At 43.2% G+C, this 24,025-nt stretch carries 22 protein-coding genes; 12 read left to right on the top strand and 10 right to left on the bottom strand.

Annotated elements, in window-relative coordinates:
* Positions 1-29: 29 nt before the first annotated feature.
* The 3 genes from A6755_RS21470 (at position 30) to A6755_RS21460 (ending at position 4,466) form a co-directional block, all read left to right on the top strand.
* Complete coding sequence (locus tag A6755_RS21470; protein WP_063591901.1) at positions 30-1,310, top strand: dihydrolipoamide acetyltransferase family protein; 1,281 nt, start codon at positions 30-32, stop codon at positions 1,308-1,310.
* A complete protein-coding gene (lpdA, locus tag A6755_RS21465; protein ID WP_063591900.1) occupies positions 1,311-2,735 on the top strand; it encodes a dihydrolipoyl dehydrogenase in 1,425 nt (474 codons plus the stop codon). It begins immediately after the preceding gene.
* A gap of 351 nt (positions 2,736-3,086) precedes the next feature.
* A complete protein-coding gene (locus A6755_RS21460; protein WP_063591899.1) occupies positions 3,087-4,466 on the top strand; it encodes an amino acid permease in 1,380 nt (459 codons plus the stop codon).
* Positions 4,467-4,543: 77 nt separating this feature from the next.
* Here A6755_RS21460 and hisC read toward each other — a convergent pair whose 3' ends face one another.
* Positions 4,544-5,668 (bottom strand): histidinol-phosphate transaminase, encoded by a 1,125-nt coding sequence (gene hisC / locus A6755_RS21455; RefSeq protein ID WP_063591898.1) that lies wholly within the window; start codon positions 5,666-5,668, stop codon positions 4,544-4,546.
* A 174-nt stretch (positions 5,669-5,842) separates the two neighbouring features.
* Here hisC and A6755_RS21450 point away from each other — a divergent pair, with 174 nt between their 5' ends.
* On the top strand, positions 5,843-6,310 hold the full coding sequence (locus A6755_RS21450; RefSeq protein WP_034314805.1) for an Lrp/AsnC family transcriptional regulator: 468 nt from the start codon (positions 5,843-5,845) through the stop codon (positions 6,308-6,310).
* A 98-nt stretch (positions 6,311-6,408) separates the two neighbouring features.
* Here A6755_RS21450 and A6755_RS21445 read toward each other — a convergent pair whose 3' ends face one another.
* Positions 6,409-6,807 carry a carboxymuconolactone decarboxylase family protein gene (locus A6755_RS21445; RefSeq protein WP_063591897.1) on the bottom strand — a complete coding sequence of 133 codons (399 nt, stop codon included), beginning with the start codon at positions 6,805-6,807 and terminating at the stop codon, positions 6,409-6,411.
* 118 nt (positions 6,808-6,925) lie between these two features.
* On the opposite strand from A6755_RS21445, the gene A6755_RS21440 reads away from it, so the two are divergent.
* Together A6755_RS21440 and A6755_RS21435 are read left to right on the top strand one after the other, a co-directional pair.
* On the top strand, positions 6,926-7,354 hold the full coding sequence (locus tag A6755_RS21440) for an Lrp/AsnC family transcriptional regulator (RefSeq protein WP_063592648.1): 429 nt from the start codon (positions 6,926-6,928) through the stop codon (positions 7,352-7,354).
* 222 nt (positions 7,355-7,576) lie between these two features.
* Positions 7,577-8,509 carry a catalase family peroxidase gene (locus A6755_RS21435; protein WP_034314802.1) on the top strand — a complete coding sequence of 311 codons (933 nt, stop codon included), beginning with the start codon at positions 7,577-7,579 and terminating at the stop codon, positions 8,507-8,509.
* 164 nt (positions 8,510-8,673) lie between these two features.
* On the opposite strand, the gene A6755_RS21430 is transcribed toward A6755_RS21435, so the two are convergent.
* Both A6755_RS21430 and A6755_RS21425 read right to left on the bottom strand, forming a co-directional pair.
* Positions 8,674-10,344 (bottom strand): ABC1 kinase family protein, encoded by a 1,671-nt coding sequence (locus A6755_RS21430; protein WP_053534040.1) that lies wholly within the window; start codon positions 10,342-10,344, stop codon positions 8,674-8,676.
* A 14-nt stretch (positions 10,345-10,358) separates the two neighbouring features.
* Entirely contained in the window at positions 10,359-10,661 is a 303-nt protein-coding gene (locus A6755_RS21425) for a phasin family protein (RefSeq protein ID WP_063591896.1), read from the bottom strand.
* A 243-nt stretch (positions 10,662-10,904) separates the two neighbouring features.
* Between A6755_RS21425 and A6755_RS21420 the strand changes: the two genes are divergently transcribed.
* Positions 10,905-11,654 carry a glucose 1-dehydrogenase gene (locus A6755_RS21420; RefSeq protein ID WP_063592647.1) on the top strand — a complete coding sequence of 250 codons (750 nt, stop codon included), beginning with the start codon at positions 10,905-10,907 and terminating at the stop codon, positions 11,652-11,654.
* A gap of 1 nt (position 11,655) precedes the next feature.
* On the opposite strand, the gene A6755_RS21415 is transcribed toward A6755_RS21420, so the two are convergent.
* On the bottom strand, positions 11,656-11,886 hold the full coding sequence (locus A6755_RS21415) for a hypothetical protein (protein WP_053534042.1): 231 nt from the start codon (positions 11,884-11,886) through the stop codon (positions 11,656-11,658).
* A 59-nt stretch (positions 11,887-11,945) separates the two neighbouring features.
* Entirely contained in the window at positions 11,946-12,737 is a 792-nt protein-coding gene (locus A6755_RS21410; protein WP_057275762.1) for a TIGR00266 family protein, read from the bottom strand.
* A 191-nt stretch (positions 12,738-12,928) separates the two neighbouring features.
* On the opposite strand from A6755_RS21410, the gene glpK reads away from it, so the two are divergent.
* Positions 12,929-14,419 carry a glycerol kinase GlpK gene (glpK, locus tag A6755_RS21405; RefSeq protein ID WP_063591895.1) on the top strand — a complete coding sequence of 497 codons (1,491 nt, stop codon included), beginning with the start codon at positions 12,929-12,931 and terminating at the stop codon, positions 14,417-14,419.
* A 67-nt stretch (positions 14,420-14,486) separates the two neighbouring features.
* Positions 14,487-14,957 (top strand): CBS domain-containing protein, encoded by a 471-nt coding sequence (locus tag A6755_RS21400; RefSeq protein WP_063591894.1) that lies wholly within the window; start codon positions 14,487-14,489, stop codon positions 14,955-14,957.
* A 52-nt stretch (positions 14,958-15,009) separates the two neighbouring features.
* Here A6755_RS21400 and A6755_RS21395 read toward each other — a convergent pair whose 3' ends face one another.
* The 4 genes from A6755_RS21395 to A6755_RS27255 form a co-directional block, all read right to left on the bottom strand.
* Complete coding sequence (locus tag A6755_RS21395) at positions 15,010-17,124, bottom strand: peptidoglycan D,D-transpeptidase FtsI family protein (RefSeq protein ID WP_084738023.1); 2,115 nt, start codon at positions 17,122-17,124, stop codon at positions 15,010-15,012.
* Between the two features lie 359 nt (positions 17,125-17,483).
* Complete coding sequence (locus tag A6755_RS21390; RefSeq protein WP_063591892.1) at positions 17,484-17,840, bottom strand: hypothetical protein; 357 nt, start codon at positions 17,838-17,840, stop codon at positions 17,484-17,486.
* 75 nt (positions 17,841-17,915) lie between these two features.
* Positions 17,916-19,097 (bottom strand): DUF2515 family protein, encoded by a 1,182-nt coding sequence (locus A6755_RS21385; protein WP_063591891.1) that lies wholly within the window; start codon positions 19,095-19,097, stop codon positions 17,916-17,918.
* A 21-nt stretch (positions 19,098-19,118) separates the two neighbouring features.
* Complete coding sequence (locus tag A6755_RS27255; protein ID WP_174878754.1) at positions 19,119-19,286, bottom strand: hypothetical protein; 168 nt, start codon at positions 19,284-19,286, stop codon at positions 19,119-19,121.
* 509 nt (positions 19,287-19,795) lie between these two features.
* Between A6755_RS27255 and A6755_RS21380 the strand changes: the two genes are divergently transcribed.
* The 3 genes from A6755_RS21380 to A6755_RS21370 all read left to right on the top strand — a co-directional run bounded on the left by A6755_RS21380 (position 19,796) and on the right by A6755_RS21370 (position 23,947).
* Entirely contained in the window at positions 19,796-21,547 is a 1,752-nt protein-coding gene (locus A6755_RS21380) for an ABC transporter ATP-binding protein (RefSeq protein ID WP_063591890.1), read from the top strand.
* Entirely contained in the window at positions 21,544-23,562 is a 2,019-nt protein-coding gene (locus A6755_RS21375) for an ABC transporter ATP-binding protein (RefSeq protein ID WP_063591889.1), read from the top strand. Before A6755_RS21380 ends, A6755_RS21375 begins: the two co-directional genes overlap by 4 nt.
* Before the next feature lie 136 nt (positions 23,563-23,698).
* Positions 23,699-23,947, top strand: a complete 249-nt coding sequence (locus A6755_RS21370) for a type B 50S ribosomal protein L31 (RefSeq protein ID WP_034314776.1) — start codon at positions 23,699-23,701, stop codon at positions 23,945-23,947.
* Positions 23,948-24,025 lie beyond the last annotated feature (78 nt).

The following is a 24,025-nucleotide window of genomic DNA, read 5'->3' as shown; positions in this document are numbered from 1 at the left end:
TTTAGGGAGAAAGAGAAGGAGGATGACGCATGATGGAATTTAAACTTCCTGATGTAGGGGAAGGGATGCATGAAGGGGAAATTATCCAATGGCTCATCAAAGAAGGGGATGCGGTAAAACAGGACCAACCCATTGTTGAGGTGCAAACGGATAAAGTCAATGCGGAATTGACAGCTCCGGCAGCGGGAGTGGTCAAGAAAATATTTTTTTCCGTTGGGGATATCGTGGAAGTGGGAACCACTATATTCACAATTCAGGAAGAGAACGATGTACCAGTTCCGGATACAAATATTAGTGAAGAAGAAAACCAAGTCGGGCAATCCGGTGATGTAAAAGTAAATGCGGAGCATATTACGACTAAACAGCACCATCAGGCAGTGCGTGCGTTGGCAACCCCATTCGTGCGTCAAATGGCCAGGGAAATGAAGATTGATATCGAGAAGGTTAAAGGTTCCGGTCCGGCTGGGCGAATTACCGAAAGTGACCTGAAGCAGTTTAAAGAAAATGATTCGATTACACGGGAAGATGCCAATCAGCATGATGACAAGACTGGTCAAGAGATGGCCCCGATGAAGGATGCCGTACTGGCAAATGGTTTGGAAAATGAGCGGGAAGAGCGGATTCCGCTTAAAGGCATTCGTAAAAAAATAGCTGAACATATGGTGAAGTCCGTTTCGACCATTCCTCATGTAACGCATGTAGATGAATTGGAAATGGACCGATTGAAGGAATTTAAAAGTCAATTAAAGGAGTACTCAGATGATAAGGATATAAAATTGACTTTTTTGCCGTTTTTCGTTAAAGCCATTGTCATCGCTTTAAAGGAGTTCAAAACATTAAATGCTTCAATTGATGAAAGAACCAATGAAATCATCCTGAAAAACTATTATCATATTGGGATTGCGACGAATACAAAAGAGGGTCTCATTGTTCCTGTGATCAAACATGCCGATCAAAAAACCATTTTCCAACTGGCTGATGAAATCAGGCAAGTGGCAACCCAAGCCCGTGAAGGGAAGTTGAGTATAAACCAAATCACAGGCAGTACATTTACCATCAGCAATGTAGGACCGATCGGAGGGATGCACGCCACCCCGATCATTAACTATCCGGAAGCTGCCATATTAGCTTTGCATAAAATGGAACATCGCATGGTCGTTCGCGATTTGGAAGGTGTTATCCGTTTAATGATGAATATGTCTCTTTCTTTCGATCATCGTTTGATTGATGGGGTAACAGCGGTGCACTTTACCAATAAAATCAAGGAATTGCTGGAAAATCCAATTCGTTTAGTTGTGGAGATGAGATAAATGGTAGTAGGGGAAGTTGCTGTTGAAACGGATGTTGTCATCATGGGAGGAGGTCCGGGAGGATATGCTGCGGCTATCCGTCTCGGCCAGTTAGGTAAATCGGTCGTGCTGGTTGAAAAGGATAAGTTGGGCGGGGTTTGCCTTAATCGGGGCTGTATACCTTCAAAAGCATTGATTCACGCAGCTGATCAATACCATGGGCTTAACGATTTAGGGAAAATGGGAATCCGGCTGCCTCAGGAAAGAACCACTATGGACCTGGGGGTTTGGCAGGATTGGAAAGGGGGCATCACATCCCAGTTGGGGCATGGTATTGCCCATTTGTGTAAGGAAAACGGAGTGACGGTGGTTAAAGGCCAAGCAACTTTTTTATCTGATGACCGCATTGGAGTTGAAACCGGTGGCGATTTTGAAACCTACAAGTTTGAACAGGCAATTATTGCGACAGGGTCCAGGCCTTTCATTCCATCCTTCATAAAAGTCGATGGGGAATATATATTGGATTCAACATCATCTTTGCAGCTGAATGAAGTTCCAGCGAGCTTGTCGATCATTGGCGGAGGATATATCGGAATCGAGCTGGGTATGGCATTTGCAAAGTTAGGGACTAAAGTGACCATAATTGAGATGGCCAATCGCATACTCCCTCAAGTTGCTGAAAACCTGGTAAAGGACGTCACCCGGAATGCTAAGAAGCTCGGGATCAATATCAAAACATCCTCGAGGGTAGAGAAAGCGAGTGTAGTGGATGGTCAAGTGCATCTTCTTGTTTCCTCGGAAGAACAGGGTACGGAAGCGGTCGTGAGCGAAAAGACCCTGGTTACAATTGGAAGGATTCCTAACACGGAAGAAATTGGCCTGAACAGGGCTGGAGTGACGGTTGGTGAGAAAGGCCATATAGCAGTGGATATGGAATGCCGTACAAATGTGCCGCACATCTTTGCCATCGGTGATACTACGCCTGGTCCGGCACTTGCCCATCGAGCGTCCAAACAGGGGATCGTGGCAGCTGAAGTGATAGCGGGGCTGCCAAGTGCCGTTGACTCGCCTTATGTTCCCTATGTAATCTTCTCGGAACCACAAATAGCTGGTGTTGGTTTAAGCCGTGAAGAAGCCGAACAACAGGGATACAGCGTCAAGGTTGGCAAATTTCCGTTCAGTGCCAACGGAAGGGCGCTTGCAACGAATGAAACGGAGGGGTTTGCAGAAGTCATCGTGGATGCCAATAGTCATATATTGCTTGGAATGCATATGGTAGGTGCTGATGCTTCCAACCTTATAGGTGAAGGGGTCCTTGCCCTTGAGCTGGCGGCTCGGGTCGAAGATATAGCCCTCAGCATGCATCCTCATCCGACCTTGACCGAGGGGTGGCTGGAAGCGGCTGAAGCAGTTTTGGGACATGCAATTCACATCGTAAATAAATAGGAAAAGGTAAATTCATGGGGATTACCAATGTAGTCCCCGATTAGAAAGTTTTATCTTAATGGAGTCAAAGACCCGAAAGGCAAGGCTATCAGTAAATTCACTCCATTTGGAATTATGTCCCGGCGTTTGACCAAACAGGGGCCGTATTGGCCTGCAATGATTCCCTCTTGTAAAACCATCGGCATATTGATATCATTTTTACTTTGGGGAAGTATAGAGTTTTCAATAAGGCTTTGGATCCTTCCACTCCTAAACCATAACGGTTGATGAGATAACAAATCTATTCGCCATTCAACGATTAAATGGGTTTAATTTATACGAGAAAATTATGGAATGAAGGAGGCAAATGTAATGGAGTCAAATGGTGGGTCATTGCAAAAGAAATTATTGCCGAGGCATATTAGCATGATGGCAATGGGAGGGGCAATAGGTACTGGGATTTTTAAAGGAAGTGCCGAAACCATATCGTTAGCAGGGCCTGGAGTCATATTCACTTATATTTTTGCAGGATTGTTATTGCTAGTAGTCATGGGTGCCATAGCGGAAATGGCAATTGTCTATCCAAATACGAATATGAAAGGCTTCGTTCAGAAAGCATTCGGTAAGCGCCTTTCCTTCATCGTAGGCTGGATGTATTGTTTCATGTGGCTGTCCGTTTGTGTCATTGAGGTAGTGGTGGCAGGAAGCTTTTTGCAGTATTGGCTCCCGGCAATCCCGCTATGGATATTAAGTTTAGGGTGTGCGGCCTTCATTATTGGGATTAACATGATGAATGTCAAAAATTATGGTGAATTCGAATTTTGGTTTGCCGGCATTAAAATTACAATGATCATCTTATTCATCATATTGGGAGCCTGTATTTTATTTGGTGTGATCCCAAGCGGCGGATCTAATTATCTGCAAAACTTCACAGGGCATGGAGGATTTTTCCCGAATGGGTGGATGTCCATCTTTTCGGCATTACTGATCGTCATGTTCTCCTATGGCGGTTCCGAGTTAATTGGGGTGACGGTAACGGAAGCAAAGGATGCAGAACGCATTTTACCTAAGGTCATTAAAAACTATATTTGGAGAGTTGTATTATTCTTCACCTTACCGATACTTGTAATCTGCGGTTTGATTCCGTGGAATGAAATTGGCGACCAGGCAAGTCCGTTTGTACAGGTTTTGTCAATGTCAGGTTTTCAGGGATCTGCACATATCATGAATTTCATTTTGATTACGGCCGTCTTATCAGCCGCTAACTCTGGAATATATGGGTGTACTCGAATGCTGCATTCTTTAGCTGCAGAAGGGGAAGCTCCCAAGTCGTTCTCTTATGTATCAAAAAATGGCGTTCCCTTGTACAGTTTGCTATTAAGTGCAGGTGTATTGTTCGTCGGCTCCATGATTACTTTTGTTGCACAGGACAAGGCATTTACTCTATTAATGGCGTTTCCGGGTTTTGTAGTATCACTTGTATGGATCAGCATCTGTTTAGCGCAGCTTAAACTTCGCAATTCATATCCCAAAGCTCCCAGTTTTAAATTGTGGGGATTTCCATATATAACCTTGTTTACCGTAATCACGTTAAGCATCATTTGTGTCACGTTCGTGTTCAGTGATCAGAATCGAATCAGTATCATTACTTGCCTGATTGTGTTGGCTGCCTTAATCTTGATTTCAATTTTTAAATTTAAAAGAGTGGACATACAGGAAACACCTATAATAGAAAAAAATATCGCTAAATAAATCCGCATAAAAGATACGACATGGGCAAAGGCGTCCATGTCGTATCTTTCATTACTGATCACTTATATTCTGCAACTTCATTTCGATTGGTCATTTCCAGATGTTTTCTTGATTATATGTTGTAAGGATGCTATGAATCTCTCGTTCTCAAGCGGAGTGCCGATTGTCACGCGGATGGTATTTTCATAGCCTAGCAAATGACCTGAACGGATGATGACACCCTGAATTAATAACTTCTCAAAAATGTCCTTGCCAGGCTGGTTCAATTTAACCATCAAGAAGTTGGCATGTGAAGGGAAGAATGTCAAACCCATCTTGCTTAGTTCATTTTCTAGATATCTTCTTCCTTCCTCATTCTTACGAACACAATTCTCAACAAATGGATGGTCGTCGAGGGAAGCGAATGCCGCAGCCTGTGCCAAACGATTGGTATTGAAGGGTTCCTTCACTTTAACTAGCTCTTGTATGATGGAAGCATCCATTAAACCGTATCCGATCCTTAAAGCAGCCAATCCATATATCTTTGAAAAAGTGCGTAAGATAACCAGATTTGAATGCATATTGAGAAGCGGTAAGGTTTCTAAAAATTCTGCATCATCGACATATTCATAGTATGCTTCATCAACGATCAGTAAAATATGCTTCGGCACCTTCTCGATGAAAGAGCGTAACTTTTCTTTTTGAACGATCGTTCCTGTCGGATTATTGGGATTACAGACGAATATCATTCTTGTTTTTTCTGTTATGGCTTCATACATACCCTGAAGGTCATGTACACCATTGGTAAGAGGAATCTTTACAGGTGTGCCGCCGTCAATCAATACATTCGTTTCATAGCGTGGAAATGTCACATCAGCCATGATGACTTCATCATTTTGTTGGATATAGGTTCTTGTCAACAAACGTATCACTTCATCAGATCCATTGCCCAAAATGATATGATCTTTATTGATATTCAAGTTTCTTGCCAGTTTTTCAGCTAATGCAGGCGCCATGCCTTCAGGATAAAAGGAGGTTTGCTCCATTTCGTTAAGCATGGCTTCTTTTGCTAGAGGTGAGTAACCGAATGGGTTTTCATTGGATGCCAATTTAACGATCGTTTCAAGACCAAGTTCACGTTGCACTTCTTCAATTGGTTTGCCGGAAACATATGGGCTAATGCTTTCGATGTTTTGTCGAACCGGGATTTTTGTAAAGGTCAATGCAGGTTCCTCCCTTTGGTAAAGTTCTGAATTTTCTTTTTCTATTTGATTATTTTAATGATAGAATATTAACTGTTAAAATTACATACAAAAAAGAACGTATTTTTCGCTATCCATACAACATTTTAAAGAAATATATGCTTATATTCCTTCATTATGAAAGGCGGTTGCTTCATGGATGAAATAGATGTCAGTTTACTGGAACTTTTACAAAAAGATGGACGCATTACGATTAGTGAACTATCGAAGAAATTGGCTCTCAGTCGACCTAGCATCTCTGAACGAATGTACCGCCTGCAAGAAAAGGGGATCATTGAGGGGTTCAGCGCAAGGGTTTCCCCTTTGGCAATAGGAAGGGGTGTACTTGTGTTCATTCAGGTGAGTGAACTTAAAGTCCCTGTTTCCGATTTTGAGCAATTAGTGAAAAATGATTTAGACATTATCGAGTGCCACCGTGTAACAGGAACAGTTGGATATTTTTTGAAAGCGGCTTTAGCTGATATGGACAGCATGAGATTACTGATAGATCGATTAATACCCTATGGACATCTGAATACATCTGTGGTTTTGACATCCCCGGTACCTTCCCGCTCCATTCTTCCAAGGATCAATGAAATGGAGGATCATGGTGCGAAATCCTAGGCGGTCATTCAACTGATGTATCGTTCAAACTAATGAAGGGTAGAATGTAGGTTTTTTACAGAAAGGAACGAGGCGGAAGGCCTGTTCCTTTTTTTGTGTTATTTTAAATCCATCAAAGCGCCGAAATATTGCTGGGCGGTTGTAAAACAAATGAATGCCAATAGTTCAGAAACCTCTTCATCACTGAACACTTCCTTCAATACTTGGAAAAACTTTTCCTCCGTTTTTTCACGTTGCAAGAGAAATACTTCCGCAAAGGCAATTGCATAGCTTTCTTTCATATCTTCCGGCTTTAGCGGAGTCCCTTTTCCCTGACAGTATGAGCAGCCATTACCGTATGCCAGCACCCTTCTGACGTTTTCCTTCAATTTCTCCGAAAGTTTCCCATCTGCAGATATGCAATCTGAGAGGTCCGACCATTTATGCGAAATCTCTTCAGAATGAAATAATCTTTGAAATGGACTGGAGCCCTGTGATGATTTTTTTATTCTTGTCATGAACATCTCTCCTTTGAGATAATCCTAATATAAAAATCCAGAAATTTTAATTCCGTTTGTAAAGAAATGTGGTTTAATAATGAACGAATGTAAAGAGACAAAGGGGAATAATTTAAAAATGAAAATAGATGAGAAAGACCATAGCATCCTTGCCGAATTAACGTTGAATAGCCGAATTTCCATGAGGGAATTGGCAAAGAAAGTAAACCTTTCGGCCCCCACCGTTGCCGAACGGGTACGGCAAATGGAGTCGTTCGGGATCATTAAAGGGTATGTTGCCGAGATTGATCATAAAAAGATCGGTTTTCCAATTGAGTGTATCGTGGAAGCTACGATAAAAAATGGGGAATATGAGAAATTCAAAAAGTATATCTCCAAGGTGCCGAATGTTGACTTTTGTTATCGAATTGCCGGGCAGGCTTGCTTTATGCTGAAAATCCACACTCAGAGCCTTGAAGAAGTGGAGGAATTCATCAATCGGACCATTCCTTTTGCGGCAACCGTTACCCATGTTATCCTTTCACAGGTGGAGCCGGGACAGGAATGAGTATTTTTATAATGCAGAAAAAGAGATCTGTATATGCCGATCATTTTGAACGGTTCTAGAATTAATGGATAAAATCACGTGTCCATAAAGATATGACATATGTTTGCAGCGCCAGGTTTTTTTTGCAATCAATGCTTTCGGTGATTCAAGAAAGAATAAGCTAATGGAATAAGGGGTACATGTAATAATGGATTATAATCTGAAAAGGTGGGGTGAGGTATCATGGAAGGAACCGACGACTACAAACCTGAACTGGCCAGGGAAGCAGTAAATATGATTGAAAATGTAGCAGGAACACATCCTGGTTATCGGCGCGTGCATGCAAGGGGATATGTTTATGAGGGTGTTTTTACCCCAAACGGAAAAGCGTCCCCATTAACGGTGGCTTCGCATCTTCAGGATGAAGCCGTGCCGGTGATCATTCGGTTTTCAAATAGCTCACCGATTCCAAGCCATCCTGATGCCATTTCCCCTGTAAAGGGCATGGCAGTCAAGTTTCATTTGCCGAATGGAAAGGTGTCAGATCTTATTACTGTGACCATTCCGTTATTCTTTGCGAAAACACCGCAAGCGTTTGTTGATATTGCTGGCTTTTTCCAATCTGTAAAGGAAGGTTTCCCCAATCTGAAAGAGCTTGCAAAAATCCTGTGGAAATACCCTGAAAGCAAGGCAAGCTTGCAAATGCTTAAAGAAATGCGTTCTCCAGCCAGTTTTTCAACGTGCCAATATTACTCCATTCACGCATTCTATTTCATTAACAAGGAAGGAAGGCGACAGGCAATCAAGTATGAGTGGGTGCCAGATGCCGGCCTTAGTATGTTAGAAAAAGGGGAGATTGCCGAGCATTCGCCGGAGTATCTGGATGAAGAAATGGAAAAGAGGCTTAAAGAAGGACCGGTGGGCTTTAAATTGAACATCCAAATAGGAGGGGAAAATGACCCGACTGACGATCCGACTATTGCTTGGTCGGAAGATAAACAGGTAATCACGATAGGGCATTTAATGATCTCCAAAAAATCGGAAGTGTGTAAAGATACTTTATTGTTTGATCCAACCAATATCCCTGAAGGAATCGAGTGCTCGGAAGACCGGATCTTGCATTTTCGCCATAGTGCGTATGCCGTTTCATATGAACGTCGGATAAATAACCAATGAATCAAATCAAGAAAAACCCCCTATACCAAAGGGGTTCCTTGAATGTAGACAAACTCGATGAAAATCGAGTTTGTCTATTTTTATGGCTTGTACAATTTGGACGTTGATTGGAACGTATGGCACTCGCTTTCCGCGGGCGGTCGGCCCTCGGCTTTTTAAGTGAGTTACATTTTTCCGGATCTGAAAATAGTGTAGAGCATGAGTAAGAACATCAGGGTTGCAACGACAAAACCAATTTCGATAACCGGTATCTTCCAAAGGATCAAGGTTTCCCCGCCTATTGCAGAGCCGATAATGAGACCGACCATGATAATGCTGAATGCAAGCAGGATGATACTGAACGACAGCCGGTTCGAGATTTGATCAAGCTTATGTAAAAAAACTTGAAGTTCGGGGATGTTGATATCGAGCCGCAATTTCCCTTTTTTAATGATACCTGTCACTTCCCTGATATCCTTGGGCAGTTCGGCAATGGCTTCAGCAGACTCGATGAATTGATTCCAGGCGTTCTTCGCAATGTTTTTTGGGTTGTAGCGTTCTTTAAAAAGCCTTTCCCCAAAAGGTTCAGCTGCCTTCATGATGCTGAAATTCGGATCTAATCCTTCGACAATGGCCTCCATGGTAAGCAGAGCCTTGCCGAGCATCGTGAATTCGGGTGGGATTTGGACTTGGTGACGATTGGCAACCGTGAACAGATCATTGACTGCTCCGCCTAAAGAGATTTGGCTCAATGGGATATCATAATATTTATTTCGCAGTTCATCAATATCCCCCCTTAATGGGGCCATATCGATTTCGTCCGTCAAGAGACCCATATCTGAAAGCGTCTTGATCAATCCATTGGTGCTTCCGCGTTTCAGATTGATGACAAGCGAGGCGAACTGATATTTCGTTTCTTCCTCGAGACGTCCCACCATTCCAAAATCCATGAGTGCGACGACATTCCCAGGCAATATGATGATATTGCCTGGGTGGGGATCACCGTGGTAAAAGCCATCGATCAATATTTGATGAAGCATGGAGTTCGCTAATCTTTCCGCGATTTGCCGGCGATCATAACCTTCATCATCAAGCTGTTTATAATGATTGATCTTAATTCCCTGAATGAAATCCATTGTCAGGACCCGTTTTGTGGAAAACTCCCAATGGATCCTTGGTACCTTAAACCCTTGATCATCGATGAATTGCTTGGCTATTCTTTCACCGTTTCGACCCTCGGAGTTATAATCAAGTTCTGCGCGGAGTGATTTAGCGAATTCATCAATCATTTTTCTGATTTGGTAGCGTCTTGCCCAAGATATGCGTGCTTCCATAAGTCTTGCCAAATCATCGAGAATTTCCAAATCCGTTTCCACAGTCGGCAGAATATCTGGCCGCTGCACTTTGATTGCTACGACTTCTTGTGATGGAAGCCGAGCCGTATGGACCTGTCCAATCGAGGCGGTTGCCAGTGGGGTTTCATTAAATTCAAGGAAAATGTTTTCCAAAGAATCACCCAATTCGGCCTCGACAATTTTACGGACCCTATCAAATGGAAAGGGGGTGACCTGGTCCTGTAACTTTTCAAGCTCGCGGACGATTTCGTCAGGAACGAAATCACGCCTCGTACTTGCAATCTGACCAAGTTTAATGAATGTAGGTCCCAAGCTTTGTAATATCGTATGCAGCCGCTCTCCGATTGAGCGGAGGTTCAGGTTTTCATCGGGTTGGAGTTTCGATCCCGCTTTACTCTCGGATAATCCCAGGCGGTAGATGAAGTAACCAAACCCATTTTTCAAAAAGGCATTAATGATTTCTTGGTAACGATGTGCGTGTTTCAGCCGCTTGCGAAACATTCAAGTACCTCCTGTCACGGTTGTAAGTTTTGGTTCTGTTTCTCCAAAATTACGATACGGCGCTCCAATTCCTCGACTTCTTCTTTAGTTGCCAAGTTTAGGCCATTGAGCGCTTGATTGGCCTTGGCCTTGACGGAATCGTCCAGCTGCTTTTGGGCTTGCTCCCCTTTTTCGACCCATTGCTTAATAAGGATCTTGGAGTCTTCTTTGCTGATATCGCCTTTTTTGACAAGAGAGTCCACCGCTTTTTCAATTTGCTCTTTTGTAGCAGCGGCAGCACCTAATCCTAAAGAAAACACATTTTTTAATAAGTCCATTTTTACATTCCTCCAATATAAATTTTTACACTGTAAGAAAGATAATAGCGGATGCCTTTCACTCTGGTTCATTCTTGTTGTTACCATCTATCATACATCACTTTAGGGCAGCTACAAAAATATAAGGGTCCTGCGATTATTGATGGAAAAGAAAAGGATCTTTATATAGCTCAAAATTGTTTGAAGTGGAGAGGATTGGATATTATGATAGGGAAAAGCGGCTGTGAAAGTGAGGTTGGAATAATGGGTTTCAAAAATAAAACGGTGATTGTAACAGGTGCTTCGAATGGGATAGGGAGAGGCGTGGCAAAGGGATATGCAGAAAGCGGCGCTTCAGTCGTTCTCGCAGATTTGGACGAGCGGGAAGGACTTCTGTGTGTGGAAGAGCTCAAAAGTAAGGGTCATGAAGCCATGTTCGTTAAAACGGATGTACGCAAGGAAGCTGACATTCAACAATTGATGGATGTAACTCTAAAAACATATAAGACCATTGATATATTAATCAATAATGCAGGAAAGGCATTATTCAAATCGCTTTATGATCTGACGATAGAGGAATGGGACGATATGATGAATACGAATTTGCGCAGTGTTTTCCTTTGTTCCCGGGCCGCGGCAGAATCGATGCGGAAAAATGAAATGGGAGGTGCGATCATCAATATAGCATCAACCAGAGCGATGATGTCTGAGCCTGATTCGGAATCCTATGCAGCAACCAAAGGAGGGATCAAAGCACTGACACATGCGCTTGCCGCTTCTTTGGGCAAAGAGAAAATTACGGTCAATTCGATTTCTCCGGGGTGGATTGAAACGGGAGATTATGAATCGCTGAGGGATGAAGATCACCAGCAGCATTTTTCCAATCGGGTTGGCAAACCGGACGATATTGCAAGGGCCTGTCTTTATTTGACGGCAACGGAAAATAATTTCGTTACGGGTGAGGATCTTATCGTCGATGGAGGCATGACAAGAAAAATGATGTACGAGGAGTAACTCATTTTCTTCGGTAGAGATATTGCAGTTCAGTCCCGAGCTCACGGTTGAGCAGCTGTTCCATTTCTTCAAGCTCTTTTATGCCGATAGGGGCATCGGCAGCTGTCCAGTGAACGGTATAAACAAAATAGTAATCTCTTATTTTTCGGAAAATAACAGGCGAATTCGGGAATTGATCAAAAATTGCCCTGATATTATAGCGTCTCATGTAGGACCACTTAACAAGCTGCATGTAGCTACCCATCCTTTTCAGATCAATGACTGCCAGGATGGCAGCCATTGGTCCGGTTCTTATTTATCGTTGAATAAATTGAATAAGCCTCTAGCTACGCTGCCTTCTTCGGATGATCCTCCATTTTGCGGCGCTGCAGCAAATACACGGCTGGCTAGCCGGCTGAATGGCAAAGATTGCACCCATACTGTTCCGGGTCCTTTTAATGTTGCAAAGAATAAACCTTCGCCGCCGAACAAAGCGGTTTTCACACCCTTTACAGTTTCAATATTATAATCTACCCCGCTAGTCATTGCCACTAAACATCCTGTATCGACGCGTAAAATCTCCCCTGCTGCCAATTCCTTTTTATGGATCGTGCCGCCGGCATGAACGAAGGTCATTCCATCTCCTTCTAGTTTTTGCATGATGAAGCCTTCACCGCCAAAGAAGCCTGCCCCTATTTTTCTCTGAAACTCAATTCCGACCGAAACGCCTTTTGCGGCCGCCAGGAATGCGTCTTTTTGACATATGATTTTCCCGCCCAGCTCGCTTAAATCCATCGGGATGATTTTACCTGGATATGGCGATGCGAATGAAACGTGTTTTTTATCTCGTCCTTCATTCGTAAAAGCCGTCATGAAAAGACTCTCACCAGTAAGGAGCCGTTTCCCGGCCCCGAATAGCTTACCCATCATTCCGCTGTCACCATTTGAAGACCCATCACCAAAGATGGTTTCCATCTTGATTTGATCTTCCATCATCATTAAGCTTCCAGCCTCGGCAATCACCGTTTCCTGAGGGTCCAATTCCACTTCTACAAACTGCATGTCATCTCCATATACCTTAAAATCTATTTCATGATTATTCAATTTTCATTCCTCCTATCCGCTTATTTTCATTGTAAAAGATAAACTCTTAACCTGCCAATATTATTCAGTTTTCTGCTGTAGTTTATATATTTTTTGTTTTCACGGGTATATCTAGTAAAATGTAGAAAGAAAAAACAGCATGACACTTAAGCTGAAATGAACCTTTTTCTTAAGTGCAGGAGGAGACAGCCATGGAGACTTACATACTATCATTGGACCAGGGAACGACAAGTTCCCGGGCCATTTTATTTAATAAAAGCGGGGAAGTTTTGCATATTGCCCAAAAGGAATTCACCCAATACTTTCCGAATCCAGGATGGGTGGAGCATAACGCCAATGAGATTTGGGGTTCCATCCTATCGGTAATCGCTTCCTGTCTATCGGAAATGAATGTAAAGCCTGAACAGATCGCTGGAATTGGCATAACGAATCAACGGGAGACGACCGTGGTATGGGATAAGGAAACAGGTCAGCCGATTCATCATGCCATCGTCTGGCAATCCCGGCAGACAAGCGAAATTTGTACGCAATTGAAGGGTGAAGGCCTCGATGACTTATTTTTGCAGAAAACCGGATTATTGATTGATGCATATTTTTCCGGAACGAAGGTGAAATGGATTCTCGACCATGTAGATGGGGCACGGGAAAAGGCTGAAAACGGAGACTTATTGTTTGGTACGATCGATACGTGGCTGATATGGAAACTTTCGGGTGGTAAATCACATGTAACCGATTATTCGAATGCTTCAAGGACGCTGATGTATAACATTCATGACCTGAAGTGGGACGAAGAGCTGCTGGAAATCCTGCAAGTTCCGCGGTCGATGCTTCCGGATGTTCGTTCTTCATCGGAGGTATACGGGAAAACAGCGCCACACCATTTCTTTGGGCATGAAATCCCGATTGCCGGAGCAGCGGGAGATCAACAGGCCGCATTGTTCGGCCAAGAATGCTTTGAAAAAGGAATGGCTAAGAATACGTATGGCACCGGATGCTTCATGCTGATGAACACAGGAGAAAAGGCAGTGAAATCAGAGCATGGCCTGTTGACCACGATTGCATGGGGGCTGAATGGAAAAGTCGAATATGCCTTGGAAGGAAGTATTTTTGTCGCAGGTTCGGCCATACAATGGTTAAGGGATGGACTGAAACTCTTGAATGATCCGAAAGACAGTGAAAAGTATGCTTTGCGGGTCACTTCAGCCGATGGTGTCTATGTAGTTCCCGCATTTGTTGGATTAGGCACCCCTTATTGGGATAGTGATGTCAGGGGAGCTGTATTCGGACTGACAAGGGGGACAGCGAAGGAGCATTTCGTCCGGGCAACATTGGAAGCATTGGCCTACCAGACAAAAGATGTCCTTAGCGCCATGGAGATTGATTCAGGGATTAACCTAAAGGCATTGAGGGTCGATGGCGGGGTTGTCAAAAACAACTTCTTGATGGAATTCCAAAGCGGCCTCCTGAATGTACCAGTCGAAAGACCCGTTATTAGTGAAACGACAGCGTTAGGAGCGGCGTATTTGGCTGGGCTCGCTGTCGGATATTGGGAAAGTCAGGAAGAGATTTCAAAGCTATGGGCGGTCGATAAGAAATTCGAACCCGAGATGGAAGAACAGGAACGGAAGGATTTATATAATGGCTGGAAAAAGGCAGTTCAGGCGGCAAGGGTTTTTAAATAGAGTAAGTAAGGGTATTAATAGGGAGAGATGAATACAGAACGTACAAACTTAAAAAAGGGGTGGTATTATGTTAGTTAAGGATTTCATGATAAGGGAAGTCTTTGTAGCCCGTCCTGATTTTACATTAAAGGAAATTCTGCGGATCTTGATCGAAAATAAAGTTGGCGGGGTCCCCGTCGTGGATGAACAGGATAAGCTATTGGGAATGGTGACGGACGGGGATATCCTTCGTTACTTGACACCTGCAGAGGAAGCCATCATGGGGTATTTCACCTACATTACGGTTCTTCCCGGTGAAGAATTGGATGAAAAAGTTACATCCAAAATGAATGATAAAGTCTCACAAATCATTAAAAATAATAAAAGGATTACAAAGCTATCTCCCGAAGATCCGTTAGATGAATTGATAAAGGTCCTTTCCAAGCATCATTTCAAGAAAATCCCCGTCGTGGACAAAAATGATAAAGTAGTCGGCATCATCAGCAGGGGAGATGCACTTAGGGCCCTTTATAAGGAATTCGTTCAAAAGCTGGAATAAATGGGCATCATAAAAAGGCCTGCTCGATTACGAGCAGGCCTTTTTGTAATCATCATTGAGTGCTTTCTACTGCTTTACCTGCATCAGATTCACCTTTTGCTCTTTTTTCCTTCAATTTAAAGTAGGCGTCCATTACGTCCCGCCCGATCCGTTTGTTAATATCATCAGAGGGCTGACCTTGATAAACCCATGGAACGACGACAGAAAATGCCACTTCCGGATTATTGTGAGGTGCATAACCTACAAGCGTCAAATTGATAGTCGGGACTGGCGCGCTATATTGATTCCTCCGCGGTCCGTCGTAAAAGGCTTCGGCAGTACCCGTTTTTGCTGCCGCACGGTAAGACTTCCCGCCGAAATATTTATATGCCGTCCCGCCTGGCTCCTGGGCGACCTGCCTGAATCCTTCCTGGACACGCTGTAGCCAAACGTCTTTCCCGCCTAAATCGTTTAACACTTTGGGACTCATTGTTTTAAAGACGCTGCCCAATTCATTGTGTTCGTTGGATGGATTCCTGATTTCCCTGACCATATGGGGCTCAAGCCTTTTTCCGCCATTTGCAATCGTTGAAACATACTGTGCCAATTGCATGGGGGTATATGTATCATACTGCCCGATCGATAAATCCAGCAGCAATCCGTCTGTTGACATATCGACTCCTTTAAACCCGACGGATTCATTTGGCAGGTCGATGCCGGTACGGACACCCAAGCCGAATTGGGCATAATGATTCCGCATGATGGAATAAGCTTCCCGGTTGATTCCTAACGGCCGGTTAGGGATATAATGACCGCCGGCAATTTTGATTGCCGTCATGAACATATAGACATTCGACGATTTCTTTAACGCGGAGACATCGGTTACATAACCCAAATCACTATAAGATCCTTTCTTAGGAGCCCCTGCTAAATGGAGTTTCCTGTCAAAAAAAGCTGACCCTGGTGCGATGGCTCCTGTCTGAAAGCCTGTGTAGACAGTGGCTCCTTTAACAGATGATCCCATCGTATAGGAGGTCGTAATGTTTCCAAGGGCAAAATCGTTCATTTCGGTCAATCCGGTTTTACTGTTGCGGCCGTATTGCCTGCCGGCCATCGTAAGCACCTCGCCTGTATTCGGGTCCATTAAAACGACGAAGGCACGATCCAATAAGTAGGTATTTCCCTTAGCTTTGGTTTTGCGCAATTCGTTCTCGAGGATTTTTTCAACCTGCTGTTGCAGCTCCATATCAATTGTAAGGACCAAGTCCTTTCCGCTTTGCCCTTCAGTGAGGGTATTCGTTTTGATGACTTCCCCTTTGCTCAGCACATTTTCAATCCGCGTCTTTTGACCGCGCAGGACATCTTCATATTGTTTTTCAATATAACTTTTTCCGACCCGGTCATTCCTGGTATAGTCGCGTGCCAGGTAATAGTCGATATTTTCACTGGGAATGCCTTCTTCGGAAGAAGAGACCTTGCCAAGAACCGAGCGGAGGGTCTCGTCATACTTATAGGTCCTTTCCCAATCCGTCGTTACATCCACGCCTGGCATTTCATCCAAATGTTCACTGACCCTGGCGAATTCCTTAGTGGTGACATCTTTATTCTTTACGATTGACGGTGCGAGGGCATAGCCGCTATTGAATTCCCGGAAGATGGCGATCACTTCCAATTCATCTTTGGAGAATTCCTTGATATTCTCATCGGTTATCCGCTCCATTTGAAGTTTGTATAAATCTTTTTGCTCCAGTTTCTTTTCGATGACTTTCTTCTTCTCGGCCTTGGTGATCAAGGCTTCGGCTTCTTTCGGATGTTTTAAAATCCAAAAATCCTTTTTATCCGGCAGGGTTACCTTTTTGGTATCTTTTTCTATCAAGGTGGCAAGGACCTCTGCCGTCTTCACCATATCTGCCGTTTTCGTATTCGGGTATTTCGTATAGGTGATGGCATTACGCGGCTCATTATCAACGACCGGATTCAAGTTCCGGTCATACATCTTACCACGGGGAACGGGGGTATTGGCCACATCGTTTTCCGTTCTGTCGACTTCACGGAGGTAATCGTCCCCATACACGATTTGGACGATGCCAAGCCGGATTATTAAGCTTGAAAATAAAATGAATATTAAAAAGAACATAAAGTTCAGTCGGAAAGGAATTGGGGTTTTTTTCTTTTTTTCTTTGGCCATCATTAACATTCCTTTCTAGTAAAAGTAAAAAATAAGAAAATTCCTATCTCCAATGATATATAAAATTAACTTATTTTTCTATGCTTTATCCGTAAATTTATCTATATTTCCAAAAGAATGTTTTGAAGCTATATAATTCCTAGTAATCTTATAATTGGGAAAATTGATATACATATAAGGTCAATGGGGGTTTTAATAGATAGAGAGAGGGCGAAGCGGCAAAGCGACAATCATGAGGAGAAAAGCATATATGAGTCGCTCTTGTGGCCAAAGCGCTTTGAAGGAAATTTTGTAAATGAATGAAAAATGTCTTTAAACCTTAGTATCCATTCGCAATGACTAAAGTACCATGATAAGCATCAATTTGATTCATATGCCCTAACGGGAGGAGTTTGAGTCGTGACAGTGATAACCTCTTTGAAATATCCGCTTAGCTCAAGCCACTTTTCAGGGTAAATATAGTTGAAGCGTTCGATCGTTTCCAGGGAATGAAGCACAAGGGAATCGATTTGCCCCGTTTTTTTACTTTGTAAATTGGATAGAAGCTCATGCGGGATGGTGTAATAAGGGTGGATTTGATACGGATTGAGTATGACCGGGGAAATATTATTCTCTTCCATATACCTGTCCGTCACGATCTTTTGGATTGCAAAGCTTTCATCCATATGTAAATCCCAAATTTTGTAATTTGGATTCAATAGTACAATGCCTCTCATTTGATTCACCCATTCTTTTTTGCTAACCATTCTTGCCAAATGGGGGATGGGATATTCAAAGTAAGAGGCATCATGCTAGAAAATGGCTTTCATTCCGTTAAGGGTTTTGAGCTGCTTGACATTTTCGAGCACCTCGTTGGTCAGGTCCTCCTTTTTAATGATTGGTAAACTTCGTAAATCTTCCATGTAGCTTTCATTCGTGAACCAATCAAAGGAATGGGGAGGAAAGAATAGTTGATCTTTCCATGCATCATGAAGAGTGGGGCTGTAGATTTTATCATCTTTTGACGTGGATCCATCAGAGGTATATATGCTTGCCCAATAATCCTCTCTGGAACCCGTGTGGGGAATCTCTTTTGTAAAATGGCCAACTCCGCGAAAAACCACCGGATGCTGAAAAAGAAGCCCATATAATAATTTCCCCGTTTCAATGCGCTGTTTCGGGTCGGCAAAGCGTTCGACGGTAAGTCCTGTCAAGGAATGAAGTCCTTTTTGCTTGTTTGCATAAGGAAAGATCACCTTCATGAAGCCTAAGTATTCCTGAAGCTGAAAATCAAGCCTGCGGAGGATTTCACCATGACGGGTGCGTTTTAATATCCTTTCCTGAAGCATTCTTTGTTCATTGATGATAAGGGCCGTTGTCAAAATGGGTGAATGGGGCTCTTCGATGAAAGATTCCCAAATCGGGGTCATGAATCTTGAAATGCGGAATACTGGTAAATACCTTCTTAGCGGAAGTTCTTTTTGTTTAGAATGTTCATATAAAAGAAGTTGGGGGAAGGCATCTGCAAATATGGCTGAATTGGCACGCTCAAGGAAAAGGAAAAATTTTTGCCGTTCCTCTCTGTCAAGGAGATGGGTCATGTTTGAACTTTTCAAGTCAGTCATATGGTATCCTCCATTCCTCGAAACCATATGTGCTAAAAAGGCCCAGTGAACCTCTGGATTGCGATTGTAAAAGGCAAGATAGGCTTGAGTTCTTGTGATATTGTTCCGGTTCAAGGCAGCCGTTTCGGTTCGAATGCTTTTTATCAGGGCGGCTTCCTCGGGGAAAAAAGCTTTTGACTCATCAACAGGCTGAAAGAGCTCTTTTTGTAAACGGGATTTTAGCGTGTCAAATCTTTCAGCATCGATGATCGGTTTTGTTTTGGCAGGGTGTTTACCCAACAGCTTTTGAAAATATTGGGAAAGCATACATTTCACCACGAATGTTTTTCGATCATTATATGCATAGCCATCAAGAAAGGGGCGTTGCATTTGCAACCCCCCAAGGTGATGTCATCTTTTATTCTTCTTTTCCCGGTACAATAAAATATAATAAACTATCCAGAAAAGAAACACAGGAATGAAGGATAAAAATCTATATTGGACCGGTACGGCAAATAAGATGAAAATGGCTGATAATAAAAAGGGAACCGCCAGGAGTATATATTTTCTCCATTGCATATGCTGAACCTCCTTAGGTTGCGTCATTCTTATTAGAATAAAGGATTATCCATCAATAATCTAGAAAAGTCACAATTGACAAAAATATGCAAACGTAGTAGTCTTTAAAAACAAGTTAAAAATTACCATTAATCAATGGAAAAGGAGGCGAACGTCATGACTAAATCAGTTAAGCACAGTGATGTCACAATTGAATATCATACGTCCGCCTGCCCTGAGACCTTGTCTTTCCAGACATAGGATTCCTCATTTCCATTCATGATTTTAAAGCGCAGGTTGTGGAATTTTCGCGGCCTGCGCTTTTATATGTGTTATTACGCATCTAAAAAAGCTTCCGCTAATCGGCGGGGGCTTTTTGGCATTTTGGATCCAGGTGCATTAGCACCCTTTCCATATACAGGATAGGAGGAAATATAAATGAGACAAAAGACATTGGAAATCTTATTGCAGCCGGGAGATCCAGAAAGCGGTTAGCGAGCGAAGGGTTTGACCAAAAGGGAGGGGAATTCATGTTTGCAATTTTTAAAAAGCTGTCCTGGTTCTTTAAAGAACAGTGGCAGCGTTACACCTTGGCGATTTTATTTCTATGTCTAGTGAATATCTTGGAGGTTATCCCGCCAAAACTTGTCGGGAATGCCATCGATGATATGAACAATGGCAGCATGACACAGGAAGGGGTCATGAAATACGTTATTTATTTGCTCATGGTACTGATCGGCAGTTACCTATTTGGTTACTTATGGAGTTATCTGTTATTCGGCGGCGGAAACTTGGTCGAACGGAAACTAAGGTCAGGGTTTATGGGCCATTTGCTGAAAATGACGCCGAGTTTTTATGAAAAAAACCGTACAGGAGATTTAATGGCAAGGGCAACCAATGATTTAAAGGCAATATCCCTCACTGCTGGTTTCGGGATACTGACCCTCGTAGACGCGGTGCTGTTCACCATCACGGTAGTGGTCATGATGGGAGCCACGATCAGCTGGCAGTTGACGATTGCGGCGGTGCTCCCGCTTCCAATCATGGCAGTGCTGATGCAAATTTACGTGAAGAAAATTTACAAACGTTTTACGGATGCACAAGCAGCCTTTGGCACTTTAAATGACAAGGTCCTGGAATCCATTTCCGGTGTCCGTGTTATCCGGGCCTATGTCCAGGAGCGGGAAGATGAAAAGCGATTTGAGGAAATGACCGAGGATGTATATAGCAAAAACCTAGCCGTGGCAAGGATCGACGCCCTCTTTGATCCGACAATCAGCATTATCATCGGCATCAGCTATTTAATCGGGTTGGGCTATGGGGCTTATCTTGTGTTTCAACAGGCCATAACGCTTGGCGGACTTGTTTCGTTCAATGTGTACCTAGGCATGTTAATCTGGCCGATGATCGCGGTGGGTGAACTGATCAATGTCATGCAAAGGGGAAATGCTTCGCTAGATCGTGTTCAGGATACCCTTTCGTATGAAGCGGATGTGAAGAATTCAATGGGGCTGGAGAGTATTACGAACCCGGGGAATATCCAATTCAATTCAGTGCATTTTACATACCCTTCCTCAACGGTTGTGAATCTATTCGATATTTCCGTTCAGCTTGAGCGCGGTCAAACATTGGGGATAGTGGGGAAAACAGGTAGTGGAAAAACGACATTCGTGAAGCAATTGCTGCGGGAATATCCTTTAGGTACAGGTGAAATCGCTTTTGCAGGCATGCCGCTGGAGCAACTGCACCTTGAAGATATCCGTAAATGGATCGGATATGTTCCACAGGACCATTTTTTATTCTCGAAGACTGTTAGGGAAAATATCTTATTCGGTAAAATGGATGCAACGGAAGATGAACTGGCTGAAGCTATCCGGCTGGCGGATTTTGAGAAGGATTTAATGATGCTTCCAAATCGTCTAGAGACACTCGTCGGTGAGAAGGGTGTCGCTCTGTCCGGTGGGCAAAAGCAGAGGATCTCGATTGCCAGAGCATTGATCAAAAATCCGGAAATCCTTATATTGGATGATTCCTTATCCGCTGTCGATGCAAAAACGGAAACGACGATCATCGATAATATCCAAAATGAACGGGCAGGGAAAACGACCATCATCACAACCCACCGCTTATCAGCCGTTCAGCACGCGGACAGGATTATCGTATTGGACAGCGGGAAAATCATCGAAGAGGGGACTCATGCGGATTTACTGCTGAATGATGGCTGGTATAGCGAGCAATATGAACGACAGCAGGTTGACGAAGGGACGGAGGTGAAGGCATGAAGGTCGTAAAGAAACTTTTTAATTATGCTGCCCTTTATAAAAAATTGATCATTGGCGCCCTGATCATGCTTGCTCTTTCGGTAGCGGCCGATTTAACGGGTCCTTTCGTTGCCAAGAAAATCATCGATTCACATATACTTGGCATCGAATCTTCCTGGTATGAAGCAGGTAAAGGAAAAGATGCAGTTAAGTATGATGGAAATTGGTATAAACGTGCTGATTACTTTGCAAAAGGTGAGAAGAAAGGCAGGGAAGTCCATGTTCTGCAGGTTGGCAATCAATTTGTCTTCGTAGATGAAGCTGTCCCTATCGATGGGCGCAGAACCTTGGAGAACCAATCATTGAGCATCAAGAAAGACGGGAAAGAGCACCGTGCGCAAGCAGTGAAATTGACGAGTCAGGAAGTGATGGGATTTTATCAACCGGAAATCCCGCGGATCATTAAGCTTGTGGCTTTTTATTTCAGCCTTGTCATCCTTTCCTCCATTTTTCAATATGGCCAGAGTTTTTATTTACAGAAAGCGGCGAACCGAATCATACAGAAGATGCGAAATGATATATTTAGGCATATTTCCCGTTTGCCGATACGTTATTTCGATAATATGCCAGCGGGTAAAGTTGTAGCCAGGGTCACTAATGATACGGAAGCGATCCGGGAATTATATGTAACCGTGCTCGCCAACTTCTTCTCGAGTACCATTAATATTTTCGGCGTTCTAATTGCTTTGTTTATTCTGGATCCACGAGTCGGTACCATTGGCCTTATACTTATTCCGATCATCGTTATCTGGACGATGGTATACCGTAAATTCGCCTCGAAATATAATCACATCATTCGGGAACGGGTCAGCGATATTAATGGAATGATCAATGAATCCATTTCTGGTATGAGCATCATTCAGGCATTTGGACGTGAAAAGGAGACGAAGCAATCTTTTGAAAATCTGAACCGGGAGCATTTTTCCTATCAAAATAAAATGCTCCATTTGAACTCGTTGACGGGTGGAAACTTGATTGGCGTCATTAAGGTTTTGGCGCTGATGGCCTTCGTCTGGTATTTCGGCGGTATTTCCCTTACAGTGGGTTCGGCCGTTTCCTTAGGGATGATGTATGCAATTGTTGATTTGATCAGCCGCCTGCTACATCCGCTTCACGGAATCGTCAATCAGTTCGCTAATCTTGAACAGGCGCTTGTTGCAGGGGAGAGGACGTTCAGCTTATTGGATGAAAAGGGATTGGCAGTCAGCGATGAAAACATATCCAGATACAAAGGAAACGTACAATTCGAAAATGTTTCTTTTGGTTATAAGGATAAAGAATATGTGTTAAGGGACATTTCCTTCTCCGCTAAACAGGGGGAAACGGTTGCTTTAGTTGGCCACACCGGTTCAGGAAAAAGCTCCATAATGAATTTATTATTCCGCTTTTATGACAGCAGTGAAGGACAGATCAAAATCGATGGCAGAAATATATTGGATATCCCCCATCAGACGCTTAGGGAGCATATGGGGATCGTCCTTCAGGACCCCTATTTATTTACTGGCACCATCGCCTCCAATATCAGTCTCAATCATAAAGGCATTACAAGGGAAATGGTTGAAAAAGCATTAAGAGATGTCGGGGGGGACAAAGTGCTGAAGCATCTTCCTTTAGGGCTTGACGAGCCCGTGATCGAAAAAGGCGGAACGCTGTCTTCCGGACAGCGTCAGCTAATCTCTTTTGCCCGTGCCCTTGCATTCAATCCGGCCATATTGATCTTGGATGAAGCGACAGCAAGCATCGACACCGAAACCGAGGCAATTATCCAGGAGGGTATGGAAGTGCTGAAAAAAGGGAGAACGACCTTCATCATTGCACATAGGCTTTCCACGATAAAAAATGCCGACCAAATTCTTGTACTGGAAAAAGGGCGGATTGCTGAGCAAGGTACACATGAGGAATTAATGGAACTGAAAGGGAAGTACTATCAAATGTATGAACTGCAGGCAGGTCCGCATAAAGGCATGGCTGGCTGAACACAATGGAATAAGGGTGGATCATCTAGATTAAACTATAATGAAGGTACCGACTTTTGGTACCTTCAAGCATAATGATTGATAATAGTAATCATTACGTTTAAGATATACCTATACTGACGATGAGGTGATAATAGTGAAACAAGAAATTCATCCCGATTATCAACAAGTGGTATTCATGGATACCAACAGTGGGTATAAATTTTTGACAGGCTCCACTAAGACGTCCAATGAAACAATCGTTTGGGAAGACGGCCAAACATATCCCTTATTAAAAGTGGAAATCAGCTCGGATACGCACCCTTATTATACAGGAAAGCAGAAGTTTGCTGAAAAAGGCGGACGGGTGGATCGCTTCCTGGATAAATATAATATGAAGAAATGAGAGTTAGGCCATCGGGAAATCGATGGTCTTCTCTTATTGATGGAATAAAAAAGGTGCCCATAAAATATGAGGCACCCA

The sequence above is a fragment of the Peribacillus frigoritolerans genome (assembly GCF_001636405.1).
GTDB classification, from domain to species: Bacteria; Bacillota; Bacilli; order Bacillales; family DSM-1321; genus Peribacillus; species Peribacillus frigoritolerans.
This window is presented reverse-complemented; position numbering and strand designations above follow the sequence as displayed.